The 12,765-nt window shown below is 61.3% G+C and carries 12 protein-coding genes and 1 pseudogene; 5 read left to right on the top strand and 8 right to left on the bottom strand.

Going from position 1 to position 12,765, the window contains the following annotated elements; translation table 11 throughout:
- Positions 1–21 precede the first annotated feature (21 nt).
- A complete protein-coding gene (locus CQ002_RS24225; protein WP_034108993.1) occupies positions 22–459 on the bottom strand; it encodes a GNAT family N-acetyltransferase in 438 nt (145 codons plus the stop codon).
- A gap of 412 nt (positions 460–871) precedes the next feature.
- Positions 872–1,474: a glutathione transferase GstA gene (gstA, locus tag CQ002_RS24220; RefSeq protein WP_034108992.1), complete on the bottom strand. Its 603-nt coding sequence runs from the start codon at positions 1,472–1,474 to the stop codon at positions 872–874.
- 96 nt (positions 1,475–1,570) lie between these two features.
- Between gstA and CQ002_RS24215 the strand changes: the two genes are divergently transcribed.
- The 3 genes and pseudogenes from CQ002_RS24215 (at position 1,571) to CQ002_RS28985 (ending at position 3,927) form a co-directional block, all read left to right on the top strand.
- On the top strand, positions 1,571–2,440 hold the full coding sequence (locus CQ002_RS24215) for a LysR family transcriptional regulator (RefSeq protein ID WP_105162770.1): 870 nt from the start codon (positions 1,571–1,573) through the stop codon (positions 2,438–2,440).
- A gap of 167 nt (positions 2,441–2,607) precedes the next feature.
- Positions 2,608–3,381 (top strand): annotated as a pseudogene (locus CQ002_RS28990) (PAS domain-containing protein); the annotation flags it as partial.
- A complete protein-coding gene (locus CQ002_RS28985) occupies positions 3,355–3,927 on the top strand; it encodes a methyl-accepting chemotaxis protein (protein ID WP_371919470.1) in 573 nt (190 codons plus the stop codon). The pseudogene CQ002_RS28990 and the gene CQ002_RS28985, both read left to right, overlap by 27 nt.
- Before the next feature lie 151 nt (positions 3,928–4,078).
- On the opposite strand, the gene CQ002_RS24205 is transcribed toward CQ002_RS28985, so the two are convergent.
- From CQ002_RS24205 to CQ002_RS24185, 5 genes are all read right to left on the bottom strand, one after another.
- Positions 4,079–4,576, bottom strand: coding sequence for a hypothetical protein (locus CQ002_RS24205; protein WP_034108987.1), 498 nt, complete (start codon positions 4,574–4,576; stop codon positions 4,079–4,081).
- A 464-nt stretch (positions 4,577–5,040) separates the two neighbouring features.
- The gene (locus tag CQ002_RS24200; RefSeq protein WP_069078118.1) at positions 5,041–6,456 is read right to left on the bottom strand and encodes an MFS transporter; all 1,416 of its coding nucleotides are present in this window, start codon (positions 6,454–6,456) and stop codon (positions 5,041–5,043) included.
- A gap of 138 nt (positions 6,457–6,594) precedes the next feature.
- Positions 6,595–7,332, bottom strand: a complete 738-nt coding sequence (locus CQ002_RS24195; protein WP_034108981.1) for an NAD(P)-dependent oxidoreductase — start codon at positions 7,330–7,332, stop codon at positions 6,595–6,597.
- 16 nt (positions 7,333–7,348) lie between these two features.
- Positions 7,349–7,981: a glutathione S-transferase family protein gene (locus CQ002_RS24190; protein ID WP_069078117.1), complete on the bottom strand. Its 633-nt coding sequence runs from the start codon at positions 7,979–7,981 to the stop codon at positions 7,349–7,351.
- 128 nt (positions 7,982–8,109) lie between these two features.
- Positions 8,110–9,141, bottom strand: a complete 1,032-nt coding sequence (locus CQ002_RS24185) for a LacI family DNA-binding transcriptional regulator (RefSeq protein WP_164403696.1) — start codon at positions 9,139–9,141, stop codon at positions 8,110–8,112.
- A 213-nt stretch (positions 9,142–9,354) separates the two neighbouring features.
- Between CQ002_RS24185 and CQ002_RS24180 the strand changes: the two genes are divergently transcribed.
- Together CQ002_RS24180 and CQ002_RS24175 are read left to right on the top strand one after the other, a co-directional pair.
- Positions 9,355–9,888 carry a gluconokinase gene (locus CQ002_RS24180; protein WP_034108975.1) on the top strand — a complete coding sequence of 178 codons (534 nt, stop codon included), beginning with the start codon at positions 9,355–9,357 and terminating at the stop codon, positions 9,886–9,888.
- Between the two features lie 84 nt (positions 9,889–9,972).
- Positions 9,973–11,325 carry a GntP family permease gene (locus CQ002_RS24175; RefSeq protein ID WP_034108973.1) on the top strand — a complete coding sequence of 451 codons (1,353 nt, stop codon included), beginning with the start codon at positions 9,973–9,975 and terminating at the stop codon, positions 11,323–11,325.
- 99 nt (positions 11,326–11,424) lie between these two features.
- Here CQ002_RS24175 and alaC read toward each other — a convergent pair whose 3' ends face one another.
- Entirely contained in the window at positions 11,425–12,636 is a 1,212-nt protein-coding gene (alaC, locus tag CQ002_RS24170) for an alanine transaminase (RefSeq protein ID WP_034108971.1), read from the bottom strand.
- Positions 12,637–12,765: the final 129 nt, after the last annotated feature.

Genomic DNA, 12,765 nt, shown 5'->3' with positions numbered 1-12,765 from the left:
CATGGGCCCTGTACGCGCTGATCACACATTATTCGAGGTCGACCTCACCAAACGATCTAAGCCCATCGCAATCATCGGTTTGTTGCGCTTGTAGCGCACCAGCCGTTCGCTGAGGGACTGCGGCAGCCGCGTGTCCTGGGTGAAACCCATGGATTGATACAGTCGTTCCAGGTCCGGATGACACAGCAGCCACACCGTCCCCTCGACATTGGCCACCGCCGCCTCGATCACCCGCGCCGCCAGCCGCTGGCCACGATAGGCGGGGTCCACGAACACCCCGGTCAGCCACTGCCCGCCGACGACCGGTGTCAGGCACAGCCCGGCGACGATTTCGCCCTCCCGCGCCACCCATAGACGCCCGCCCTTGAGCGCCTTCATGGACGAATTGTGGCGGCGGTAAAACTTGTTCAGCAGCGGCCACAGCGGCTCTGCCAGGGGTTCGATGTGCAATGGGGGCATGGTGTTCAGGCAAGCCTTATCAAGGGCCGGGGATTATAAGCGCCTTCTGCCGGGCAATAGGTGGTATACCCAATGCTACATCCCCTGTAAGTGGAGCATGCGTCATGGCCAAAGGTATGGATTCAAAGAAAGCCGCGAAGAAAAAACCGGCGAAGACCGCGGATGAAAAACGCGCCGACAAGAAAGCCAAGAAATCCGAGACAGGCCTGTTCGGTCACTGAGTTACGAATAGCCACTGGCTGGGCCTGGGGTTGATCAGCCCATGTCGCCCCTTCGCCGTATAGCTAGCACGGTTACGCGGTCCATGTGGGAGCTGGCTTGCCTGCGTAACGGTCTACCTGTCAGTGACGCGTCTACGGACCCACCGCTACCGCAGGCACCCCAGCTCCCACAGGGTTGATTGCAATTCAGCTCATTGGCTTTCTGCTGCCAGGGCGGCAATCACCGCAGGCCGCTCACCCACTCGCAGTTGAAACGCTGCCAGCGCCGGCCACTCACCCAGGTCGATAGCGTGGAACGCCGCCCAGCGCAGCACCACGAACAGGTACGCATCCGCCACCGAGTACTGCGACCCCAACAGGTAGTCCTGGCGCGCGAGGGTTTGTACCAGCACCGCGAAACGTTTGAACAGCGTGGCCTGGAAGGAGGCTTTCACCTCGCCCTGGACGGCGCCGTTGAAGAACACCGCCAACCCGCCGTGAACTTCGGTGGCGATAAAGTTCAGCCATTCCTGCAAACGCACACGTTCCCAGCTGCCATTGGCCGGGGCGAGGCCCGCGGCGGGTTTCAGGTCGGCCAGGTATTGCAGGATCGCGCTGGCTTCGGTCAACACCTGGCCGTTGTCCAGCTTCAGCGCCGCGACGTAGCCCTTGGGGTTGATCTTCAGGAAGTCCTCGCCATCGGCGGTGGTCTTGGCCTGGTTATCGACCCGTACCAGATCGAACGGCATCGCCAATTCGCGCAGCACGATGTGAGGGGCGAGGGAACAGGCGTGGGGGGCGTAATAGAGTTTCATCTGGGGCAGCTCCGTTGAATTTGCGCCAGTCTCACGGGCATGGCACCTTGCGTAAAATTAAACGTTTAGACCCCTGCCATAAGGACAGCGACTGTCATGATGAACCTGATGCACTGGCGCCTGCTGGTCGCCGTGGCCGATCACGGCAGTATTACTGCCGCCGCCGAGCGCGTGGGCATGACCCAGTCTGCGGCCAGCCAGGCCATGGCTGGCATGGAGGCAACGCTGGGCGCGCAACTGTTTACCCGTGAGCCGCGCAGGACCTTGCCCACCGCGCTGGGCCTGAGTGTGATCGAGCAGGCGCGGGTGATGCTGAGGGCGTTGCAGGCGATCCGCAGTACCGTGGATGAGGCCCGGCCCATGTTGCGCGGGACGATTCGCATCGCGAGTTTCCCCAGGGTGCTGGCGACCTTTCTCACGCCGTTGTTGCAGCGTTTTGCTCAGTTGTATCCCGGTATCGAGGTCACCACCCTGGATGTCACCGACAACGAGGTGCTGACCCTGCTCGACGCCGACCTGATCGACCTGGGCGTGGTGCTCAACCCCAAGCCCGAGCGCAATGCCACCGTCTTGGGGCGTGATTTCTGGATGGCCGTGCTGCCGACGGATCATCCACTGGCGCAGCGCCCGGCCGAGGCCGGCGTGTCCCTTGAGGAACTGCTCGAACAACCCTTCGTGCTCGCCACGGGAGGGTGCACCGCCAATGCCCGCAGCCTGGGCGCTGCAGCGGGGCTTTCCCTGCGAGATATACGTGTGGAAGTGCGTGAATGGAACAGCGCCTTCAGCCTCGTGCGTGAAGGCGTCGGCGTCACGCTGGTGCCGGAGATGGCCCTGCCAGCCCAGCGCAAGGGACTGCGCGTGATGCCGTTGACGGTGCCACTGCACCGCGAATTTGCCTTGGTCGGTTCGCCATCCCGTGCGCCGTCAGCGGCCACCACGGCATTGTTAAAAATGCTGGCTGACTAGTGGCCTTGCATAGCGCCAAGCCCTGTCTATGCTCAGCCAGAACCGTTGATGACGCTTGGCATATAAAGCGATTCGGATGGTTATTTCCCCAAGAAGGTGTGCCAGCAATAGCCAACAAATGAATGGAATGCGCCTTCCGGGCGCCGGGAATCTAGGGTGATCTGACCATGTTCAACCGCCATCACAAATCCGACCTGCAACAAATCGAACGTTTCTCCTGCGCACTCACCGAATCCAACGCCAAGCTCGCCGCCATCAGCCGCTCCATGGCCATGATCGAGTTCGACCCCAGTGGCGTGATCCTCGATGCCAACGACAACTTCTGCAAAACCATGGGCTACAGCGCCGAGGAGATCCGTGGCAAGCACCACCGCCTGTTTTGCGACGAGGCCTACACCCATACCGACGCCTACGCCAAGCTGTGGCGCGACCTGGCGCGGGGCGAGGCCCTCAGTGACACGTTCATGCGCTTGAACAAGCATGGCCAGGAGGTCTGGCTCGAAGCCAGCTACATGCCGGTGCTGGACAAAGACAATCACGTCCAGAGCGTGATCAAAGTCGCGTCGGACATTACCGCACGGGTCCACCACGAACATGAAAACCAGAGCCTGATCGACGCCATTAGCCGCTCCATGGCGGTGATCGAGTTCACGCCCCAAGGCCAGATCCTGAAGGCCAACGACAACTTCCTGAAAACCGTGCAGTACTCCCTGGAAGAGATCGTCGGCCAGCACCACAGCCTGTTCTGCCACCGCAACGAGGTGGAGTCGCCGGCCTACAAGGCGTTCTGGGCGTCCCTCAACCGCGGCGAATACCACTCGCACCGCTTCGAGCGCAAAAACAAATACGGCAAGACCCTGTTCCTGGAAGCTTCCTACAACCCGATTTTCGACACCAATGGTCGCCTGTACAAAGTGGTGAAGTTCGCCAGCGACATCACCGAGCAGGTCTCCACCCTGCGCACCGCCGCCGACTCGGCCCACGCCACCTCGGTGCAAAACGATGCCTGCGCACGCAAGGGGTCGGAAGTGGTGCAGCAAACCGTGCAGATCATCGAAGCTATCTCCCACGACCTGAACCAGGCGGCCGAGAGTATCGACGCGGTCAGCAAACAGTCGGACATCATCGGCGCCATCGTGCAGACCATCCGCAGCATTGCCGAGCAGACCAACATGCTGGCGCTCAACGCTGCGATTGAAGCGGCGCGAGCTGGTGAGCACGGGCGTGGGTTTGCGGTGGTGGCCGACGAAGTGCGCAGCCTGGCGGCACGCACCAGCCAGGCGACCGTGGAGATCGTCGATGTAGTGCGCAAGAACCACGACCTGTCGTTGAGCGCGGTCTCGAGCATGCAGTCGAGCTTGAGCCGTACGGGGCTTGGGGTGGAGTTGGCGAATGAAGCAGGGCAGGTGATCCTGGAGATCCAGGAAGGGTCACGGCATGTGGTGGATGCGATTGGGCAGTTCAATTCGACGTTGCAGTTGCAATGAACACATTGTCAGTTTGATCACCACAATCGCTGTGGGCGTTGGCTTGCCTGCGATGCACACAGCCCTGTCTGCCTGATGGACCGAGGTGATGCTCTCGCAGGCAAGCCAGCTCCCACACGGGACGGCTTGCACATTTGATCTGCGGTGTGGCTTAGATCGCGGCCAGGGTTTCTTTTACCGTCCGCGCCTGCGGGTCAGCGGTTTTCGCCGCTACTTGCTGCTCTTGCTGCTGCTTCAAGCGCTCGGCCACTTGCTTGGAGATGGCATCCTGTTTTTCCTGGGACATGTTCTGCACGTCCGCTTCGGTCAAACCCTGCTCCTTGAGCAATTGCTCACGGATGCGCTCGGCCGGGGATTTGCTCATGTAGTCGGTAAACTCCGAGCGCGCGCTGGAGGTGGCGTTGGTCGCCGGCACATCGCTGGTCGACGCGGTGGTCTGCAACTGCACACGGGTCTTGGCGAAGGCTTCGTCGATACGGTCGGTGGCCTTGTCCAATTCCTTCTGCGCGGCCGGCACGGTCACGCTTTGCTGCGCGGCTTGCAGGGCGCCGCTGTACAGCGCGCTGGCGGCGGCGTTGGCGGGGTCCATGTCGGGCCGTTTGATCTGTTGAACGGTCGACACCGCTTGGGTGTTGTTATTAACCAGCATGATCGGTCACCTGGGGAAATGGTAGGTGCCTCAGGTTGAGCAAATTGCGTGCCGTAGAGCAAATGCCCGGTTTATCGGGTCAAGCGCGCGCCGCACCGGCAATAATTTTCCCGTGGGTGGACAATTATTGCCGGAGGCACAACGAAAAGGGGGGGCTGCGCCGGCGCTAGCGGGTCACACCTTCAATATCCTTCACATAAAAGTAGCCAGTAATGATGGCTTCGGGGCTGTCACTCTTGGCATCTGTTATGGATCGCAAGCGGCCTCTTAGCCACCCCGGGGAGCCCGCCTCAATGGTCAACGTCCCGCTGCTGGAGAGAAATTCATGTTCCTGCCCATGATCCAACTCCCTGTGAGGCGCGCTTGATGTGCAACCGTGACAGCCATTTAGCGAGCCCCGGCACAGAGCGCCTACTGTCAATGGTCACAGGTACAGACGTGTAGGTGATGCGCAGGGCGCCTTGTCAATGGGCGATATTCTCCAACGCCAGGTTACGTGTACGCGGGCCGAACCAACCGATGGTGATCATCACGATCAGCATGCTGCTGGCAATGAAGGCCAGCACGCCCGGCGTGCCCAGGTGTTCGAGGATAAAGCCGATCAACAGGCTGCTGAACACCGTGGACAAGCGGCTGAACGAGTAGCAGAAGCCCACCGCGCGTGCGCGGATGTTGGTGGGGAACAACTCGCTCTGGTACGAGTGATAACTGAAGCTCAGCCAGGCGTTGCAGAAAGTGATCATCACGCCGCAAATCACCAGGCCCACGGCGGTAGTCTGCAGGGCAAACAGGCTGCCAAAGATCATCGCGCCCAGGGCCGAGCCGACGATCTGCCATTTGTTTTCAAAGCGATTGGCCACCTTCACGAACAGCAGTGGCCCCAGCGGGTAGGCGAGGGTGATGATGAAGGCGTAGAGCAAGCTGTGGGTCACGCTGACGCCCTGGCCCGAGAGCAACGCCGGCAACCAATTGCCGAAGCCAAAGAAGCCAATGGCCTGGAACACATGGAACACGATCAGCATCAATGCGCGTCGGCGGTACGGTGGTTGCCAGATATCGGCAAAGCGACCGCTGCCCTGAATGCCGACGGCTTCTGGTTCGGGTTCATCCAGCGGTTTGCCGTGATCCTTCTGACAGCGCGCTTCCAGGCTGTCCATGATGTTGCCGGCTTCAGCAAAGCGGCCTTTCTGCGCCAGCCAGCGCGGTGATTCCGGCAGGCGCTTGCGCAGTTGCCAGATAAACAGCGCAAACACCGCACTGCTTAGCACCACCCAGCGCCAGCCCGCTACGCCGAACGGTGCCTGGGGCACCAGCCACCACGACATCAATGCCACTGCCGGCACCGACAGGAACTGGATAAAAAACGCAAAGGCAAACGCCGAACTGCGCATGCGCTTTGGCACCAGTTCCGAGAGGTAGGCGTCGATGGTCACCAACTCGATGCCCAGGCCGATGCCCACCAGGAAACGCATGCAGATGATGCCCAACGCTGATGTCTGGATACCCATCAACACGGTGGCGACGGTGTACCAGATCAACGCGAAAGTGAAGATCGCCCGCCGACCGAAACGGTCGGCGATGGGGCTGAGCAGGCTGGCACCCAGGAACAGTCCCAGGAAGGTCGCGGCAGCAAAGGCGGCTTGGTCCGAGAAACCGAATACGCCCTCGCTGCCGGTGTGGAAAATGCCGTCGCTGATCAGGCCGGGGCTGATGTAGGCGGTCTGGAACAGGTCGTACAGCTCGAAAAAACCACCGATGGACAGCAACGCCACCAGGCGCCAGATGGTGGCGACGGCAGGCAGGCGGTCGATGCGCGCGCTGATCTGGGCGGCGCGGATGGGGTCGATGCCGTCGGTGGCGGAGGCGGTGAGTGTCGACATGGGCGTATTCCAGGGGCAGTGACCTGGAATCTTAGCGTGCTAACGGAAATAGGCGCGTGTGAAGTTGCGCCCGTTGGTACGCCGATTCGCTGATTTATTGCGCGCCGGCGTTATGTTTCAGGGTTTTATGGCGTGTGTTCAGAAGGCGATGGGAATCTCGAAGGTCTGGAAAGCGTCGTCCACCGGTTGGTAGCCCAGCACCCGGGTGGTTTCACTCAGGTCCAGGCGCTTGAAGCGGTTGTTGGAAATGCCATGGGCGATCAGGTGCTTCACCCCTTCGGCCTCCACCGAGCGCTGCAGCAGCTGCACCGCATCCCGCGGGCTGAGCCAGGCGCTGAGGTCACGGGCGTTGTTGAGGTCGTGGGTCTCCGGGACTTCGAAGGCGCCGATGCGCAGGGCAATCGTCGACAGCGGCGTTTTCGCGGCGTAGTAGCCACACAGCGCTTCGCCGTAGCATTTGCTCACGCCATACAGGTTAGCGGGCATCACCTGCATGCCAGGTGTGATCTGGCGGTCCACCGGGTAGCCCTCGATGGTTTGCGCGCTGCTGGCGAACACTACGCGCTGCACCCCGGCGGCCACGGCGGCCTCGAACAGGTAAGTGGTGGCGAGGATGTTGTTGGGCAGCAGGTCATCGAACGCGGCGCTGGCATGGGGAATACCCGAGAGGTGCACGATGACGTCGATGCCTTCGAGCAGCGTGGCGAGGCTGGATTTATCGCTGAGGTCGGCGTGCACGAAACGGTGCTCGCCCAGGTTGAAGTCCGGCGCGATGCGATCAGTAAGGGTGAAGCGGTAGCGGTCCTTCGAGGCTTCGAAAAACGTCTTGCCGATTCTGCCGCAGGCGCCGGTGAGCAGTACGTTGAGTCCTTTCACGTTGGGGTCCTTGGGGTTAGTTGTGGCCGTCGAGGGCGAACGTCTTGAAGCCAGCGTGCTGACCGAGGCGTTGATAGTACGCCGCAATGGCGGGGTAGGGCGGCCGCTCCATGGGCGTCATCTGCCAGCGGTGCACCGACAGACCGATCAGGATATCGGCGAGGGTGAATTCATCGCCGGCCACGTAGGCGCCGGTCTTCGTCAGTTGCTGCTCGAGGATGCCCATCTTGTCGTTCCACCGCTCTACGGCGGCGTTTATCTGCGACGCGTCCAGGCCATCCGGGTTGTTGCGCACCAAGGCCGTGAAGGCGTCACCCCAGGCACGGTTGAGTTCGACGGCTTGCCAGTCGATCCACTGCTCGACCCGGGCGCGCGGTGCTGGCTCGGCGGGCAGCAGGTCATGGCGCTGGTAGAGGTTCACCAAGTAGCGGCAGATGGTGTTGGATTCCCACAGCACGCCATGGTCGTCGATCAGCACCGGCACTTGGGCGTTGGGGTTGAGGGCGAGGAATTCGGCGGACTGGGTGGGCTTGAAGCCGATGCCCCAGTCTTCGCGCTGGCAGTCGATGCCCAGTTCCTGGCAGGTCCAGAGCACTTTGCGCACGTTGATGGAGGACGTGCGGCCCAAGATTTTCAGTGAGTGTCCCATGGTGCTTCCCTGGCATGTGGAGAAAGACCAATCTAGCAGGGGCAGGAGGCGTGGGCACAGTAAAAACTGTGGGAGCAGGGCTTAACAGCGCGGGGCGTGTTGGTCCATCGCTTTATGTCAGCTGCGCCCTACGTACTCTCCCGAACCTGCAACTCAAAGCCCATATCCACCACCGGCTTGGCGACCTTGTTGCCGGCCATGATCGTCAACAAATGCTCCGCGGCACGCCGGCCGATCGCCTCACGCGGGGTGCTGATGCTGCTCAAGCGCGGCACCATGAACGATGACGCCGGCAAGTCGTTGAAGCCCAGCACCGCCACGCGCTCCGGCACTTTGATGTCATGGCGCATGGCTTCCAGCAGGGCGCCTTGGGCCAAGTCGTCGTTGCCAAAGAAGATCGCATCCACATCCGGATGAGCGGCCAGCAGTTGCAGGAACAATTCGCCACCGAGCCCCACGGAGGAAGGGCGCGGCGTCAGCAATTCCAGCGCCGGGTCGTACATGCCCGCCTGTTGCAGCGCCCGGCGGAACCCTTCGCCGCGCAGCAACGTGCGCTGGTCCAACTGCGCGCCGATGTACGCCAGGCGCTTGCGCCCTCGGGACAGCAGATGCGCCGCCGCCGTCTCACCCGCCGCCAATTGCGAAAACCCCACGCAGTTCACGCCGGCGTTGGGGTCCAGGTCCATCATATAGACGCAGGGCACATTGCTGGCCTCGACCATCCGTCGGGCGCTTTCGGTGCGATCAAACCCGGTCAGCAACAAACCCCGTGGCTGGTAGGCCATGTAGTTGCGCAGCAGGTTTTCTTCTTCGTCGCGCGAGTAGTGGGAATTGCCGATCAGCACTTCAAAGCCCTTGGGCCGTAGCACTTGATGGATGGCTTCGAGGGTTTCGATAAACAGCAGGTTGGACAGCGAAGGCACCAACACCACCACCGAATGGCTCTGGGCCGAGGCCAGGGCGCGGGCGGCGGGGTTGACCACGTAGTTCAGTTCAGCGGCGGCGTGCTGCACCTTTTCCACCAGCTCGGTGGCAACGGTACTGATGCCACGCAGCGCTCGGGAGGCGGTAATCGGGCTGACACCGGCCAAGCGGGCGACTTCGTTAAGGGTCGGGCGACCGGTGGTGCGCAATTTTTTATCGTTCTTGGAGGTCATCAGGCGGCTTGCCAAACAAAAATCGAGGCACTAAGGTAGCGCTGTCTCCAAATGGCTGCAAATTCTTGAACGCTGGGTTGCCTGATCCGGTTCAAACGATTGGAGAGGATGCACGCGTCACTCCATAAAAAAAGACAAGACGGCGCGGGAAAAGCCTGTTTTTGCACTAGCCTTACAGCGTGCAAAGGTAGCGCTATCTGCGTCCTGAGGTGTTTCATGAGTCAACCTGTTACTGCCCTGGTCATCATGGGTGTTTCCGGCTGTGGCAAGTCCAGCGTCAGCGAGGCCCTGTGCCGCCTGAACGGCGCCACCGCGATTGAAGGCGACAGCTTTCACCCCGCAGCCAACATTGAAAAGATGAGCGCTGGTCACCCCCTCAACGACGACGACCGCGCCGGCTGGCTCGACATCCTTTGCGATGAACTGCGCCGTTCGCTCAAAGCGGGCGAGCATCCCGTGCTCACCTGTTCCGCCCTTAAAAAGAAATACCGTGACCATTTGCGCGAAGCTGCGCCGGGCCTGGGTTTCGTCTTCCTGGAGCTGACCCGTGCCGTGGCCGCCGACCGCGTGTCCCATCGCCCCGGCCATTTCATGCCGGCGAGCCTGATCGACAGCCAGTTCGCCACCCTGGAATCGCCCAAGGGCGAGCCGCTGACCCTGGCCCTCAACGCCAGTGAAGACAGTGTCGAGGAACTGGCCGAGCAGACCAACGCCTGGTGGCTGCAACACGGTTTTGAACCATCCAAATAATTTTTTGCCGGAAAAGATAGCGCTATCCCCGGCAGGAAATTCAACACCCGCTTTAATAACAACAACAAACAGGAGAGACCCCCCATGTTTGGCATGTCCCACGAGTCTTACCTGCTGCTAGACGCAGTAGTTACTATCATCGGGTTGATCGTTCTGATCACCAAGTTCAAGGTGCACCCGTTCATTGCACTGATCATCGCGGCCGGTTTCCTCGGCCTGACCTCGGGCATGCCCGTGGACAAGATCATCAAGGCGTTCCAGGACGGCTTCGGCGGGGTGCTCGGTTTTGTCGGCATCATCCTTGCGCTGGGCACGATGCTCGGCAAGATGATGGCCGAATCCGGCGGCGCCGATCAGATCGCCCAGACCCTGATCCGCGCCTTCGGCAAAGAGAAAGTCCAGTGGGCCATGATGTTTGCCGCGTTCCTGGTGGGCATCCCGCTGTTCTTCGAGATCGGCTTTGTGCTGCTGATCCCGCTGGTGTTTATCGTCGCACGCCGCACCGGTGTGTCGCTGATCAAGATCGGTATCCCGCTGCTGGCCGGCCTGTCGGCGGTACACGGCCTGGTGCCACCGCACCCGGGCCCGCTGCTGGCCATCGGCGTATTTGGCGCGGACATCGGCAAGACCATCCTGTACGGCCTGATCGTCGCACTGCCGACTGCCATCATTGCCGGTCCGATCTTCGGTACGTTTATCGCCAAGTACATTCCGGGCAACCCGTCCCAGGAACTGGTCGATCAACTGGCCCGCGAGCCCGAGAACAAAGACCTGCCGAGCTTCGGCATCACCCTGCTCACTGTGCTGCTGCCGGTGTTCCTGATGCTGCTGAAAACCTTCGCCGACATCGCGTTCGCCGAAGGCAACGTGGTGCGCAACTGGATGGACATGATCGGTCACCCGATCACCGCATTGTTGCTGGCATTGCTGCTGTCGCTGTACACCTTCGGCCATCGCCAGGGCATCCATTCCAAGCAGATCCTCAAGCTGCTCGACGCCAGCCTTGCGCCGACCGCCGCGATCATCCTGATCATTGGCGCCGGTGGCGGGTTCAAGCAGATGCTGGTGACCAGCGGCGTGGGTGATGTGATCGGCCATATGGCAGTGAACGCACAGATCAACCCGATCCTGCTGGCGTGGCTGGTGGCGGCAGTGATTCGCGTGGCAACCGGTTCTGCAACGGTGGCGACCATTACGGGCGCGGGCATCGTGGTGCCGGTGGTGGGGATGATTCCGGGGGTTAACCGCGAGTTGCTGGTGTTGGCGACGGGGGCAGGCTCGTTGATCCTGTCTCACGTCAACGATGCGGGGTTCTGGCTGGTGAAGCAGTACTTCAACATGACCGTGGCCGAGACGTTCAAGACGTGGACGGCGATGGAGACGATTCTGTCGATCGTGGCGTTGATTTTCATCATGCTGCTGTCGTTGGTGGTCTAACCGTCACACCATCAAGCTGGGGGTGAAAACCCAGTCCAACTGTGGGAGCGAGCAAGCCCGCTCCCACAGTTTCAACCACATTCCAGCAGGTGGTTGGGGTCAGGCTTTGGTGACCAGCCCATCTGCCCGGAACATCCCGCGAATACCCCGCACCGCCTGGCGAATGCGGTCCTGGTTCTCGATCAGCGCAAAGCGCACGTGATCATCGCCATACTCGCCAAAGCCGATGCCCGGCGACACACACACCTTGGCCTCCAGCAGCAACTTCTTGGCGAACTCCAGCGAACCCATGGCGGCATACTGCTCGGGGATTTTCGCCCAGACGTACATCGACGCCTTCGGATTCTCGACCATCCAGCCCAGTTCATGCAGGCCCTTGACCAGCACGTTGCGACGCTGGCGGTACTGCTCGGCGATGTCTTTCACGCACTGCTGGTCGCCTTCCAGCGCCGCAATCGCCGCCACCTGCAGCGGGGTGAAGGTGCCGTAGTCGTGGTAGCTCTTGATCCGCGCGAGGGCGTTGACCAGTTCCGGGTTACCGACCATGAAACCGATGCGCCAGCCGGCCATGTTGTAGCTCTTGGACAGGGTGAAAAATTCCACCGCAATGTCCTTGGCGCCAGGCACCTGCATGATCGACGGGGCTTTCCAGCCGTCGTAGACGATGTCGGCATAGGCCAGGTCATGCACCACCAGCACGTCGTACTGCTTGGCCAGCGCGATCACGCGTTCGAAGAAGTCCAGCTCCACGCACTGCGCGGTGGGGTTGGACGGAAAGCCCAGGATCATCATCTTGGGCTTGGGGATCGAACCGCGAATCGCCCGTTCCAGCTCAGCGAAGAAATCCACGCCCGGAATCAGTGGCACCGACCGCACCTGGGCGCCGGCAATCACCGCGCCGTAGATGTGGATCGGGTAGCTCGGGTTGGGCACCAGTACCGTGTCGCCCTGGTCCAGGGTGGCCAGCATCAAGTGGGCCAGGCCTTCCTTGGAACCGATGGTGACGATGGCTTCCGACTCGGGGTCGATGTCCACTTCATAGCGGTCCTTGTACCAGCGCGAGATTGCCCGGCGCAGGCGTGGGATGCCTTTGGACGTGGAGTAGCCGTGGGTGTCTTCACGCTGGGCGACGGTGACCATTTTCTCCACGATGTGGGGAGGCGTGGCGCCGTCAGGGTTACCCATGCTCAAGTCGATGATGTCTTCGCCGCGCCGACGCGCAGCCATCTTCAGCTCGGCAGTGATATTGAACACGTAAGGGGGGAGTCGATCTATGCGCGCAAAGCGGCGCGGCGAACCTTGGTCGGCCATTGTTGCCTCGAGAGTACGTAAGCGCCCGGAACCGTCCGAGCGACGTCGGCCACTGCGGTGGCCTGCGGGGCAGACAATACGGTCGATGATGGCCAGTTGTCCAGATGCGCAGGAAAATTTTCTGCATGG

The sequence above is a fragment of the Pseudomonas sp. MYb13 genome, assembly GCF_002980075.1.
In the GTDB taxonomy this organism is placed as follows: Bacteria; Pseudomonadota; Gammaproteobacteria; order Pseudomonadales; family Pseudomonadaceae; genus Aquipseudomonas; species Aquipseudomonas lurida.
Note: the sequence above shows the minus strand (reverse complement) of the source record. Positions and strands in the feature narration are given on the sequence as shown.

Coding starts and splice junctions, on each gene's coding strand:
- CQ002_RS24225 (WP_034108993.1), bottom strand. CDS start 459: ATGCCCCCATTGCACATCGAACCCCTGGCAGAGCCGCTGTGGCCGCTG.
- gstA (WP_034108992.1), bottom strand. CDS start 1,474: ATGAAACTCTATTACGCCCCCCACGCCTGTTCCCTCGCCCCTCACATC.
- CQ002_RS24215 (WP_105162770.1), top strand. CDS start 1,571: ATGATGAACCTGATGCACTGGCGCCTGCTGGTCGCCGTGGCCGATCAC.
- CQ002_RS24205 (WP_034108987.1), bottom strand. CDS start 4,576: ATGCTGGTTAATAACAACACCCAAGCGGTGTCGACCGTTCAACAGATC.
- CQ002_RS24200 (WP_069078118.1), bottom strand. CDS start 6,456: ATGTCGACACTCACCGCCTCCGCCACCGACGGCATCGACCCCATCCGC.
- CQ002_RS24190 (WP_069078117.1), bottom strand. CDS start 7,981: ATGGGACACTCACTGAAAATCTTGGGCCGCACGTCCTCCATCAACGTG.
- CQ002_RS24180 (WP_034108975.1), top strand. CDS start 9,355: ATGAGTCAACCTGTTACTGCCCTGGTCATCATGGGTGTTTCCGGCTGT.
- CQ002_RS24175 (WP_034108973.1), top strand. CDS start 9,973: ATGTTTGGCATGTCCCACGAGTCTTACCTGCTGCTAGACGCAGTAGTT.
- alaC (WP_034108971.1), bottom strand. CDS start 12,636: ATGGCCGACCAAGGTTCGCCGCGCCGCTTTGCGCGCATAGATCGACTC.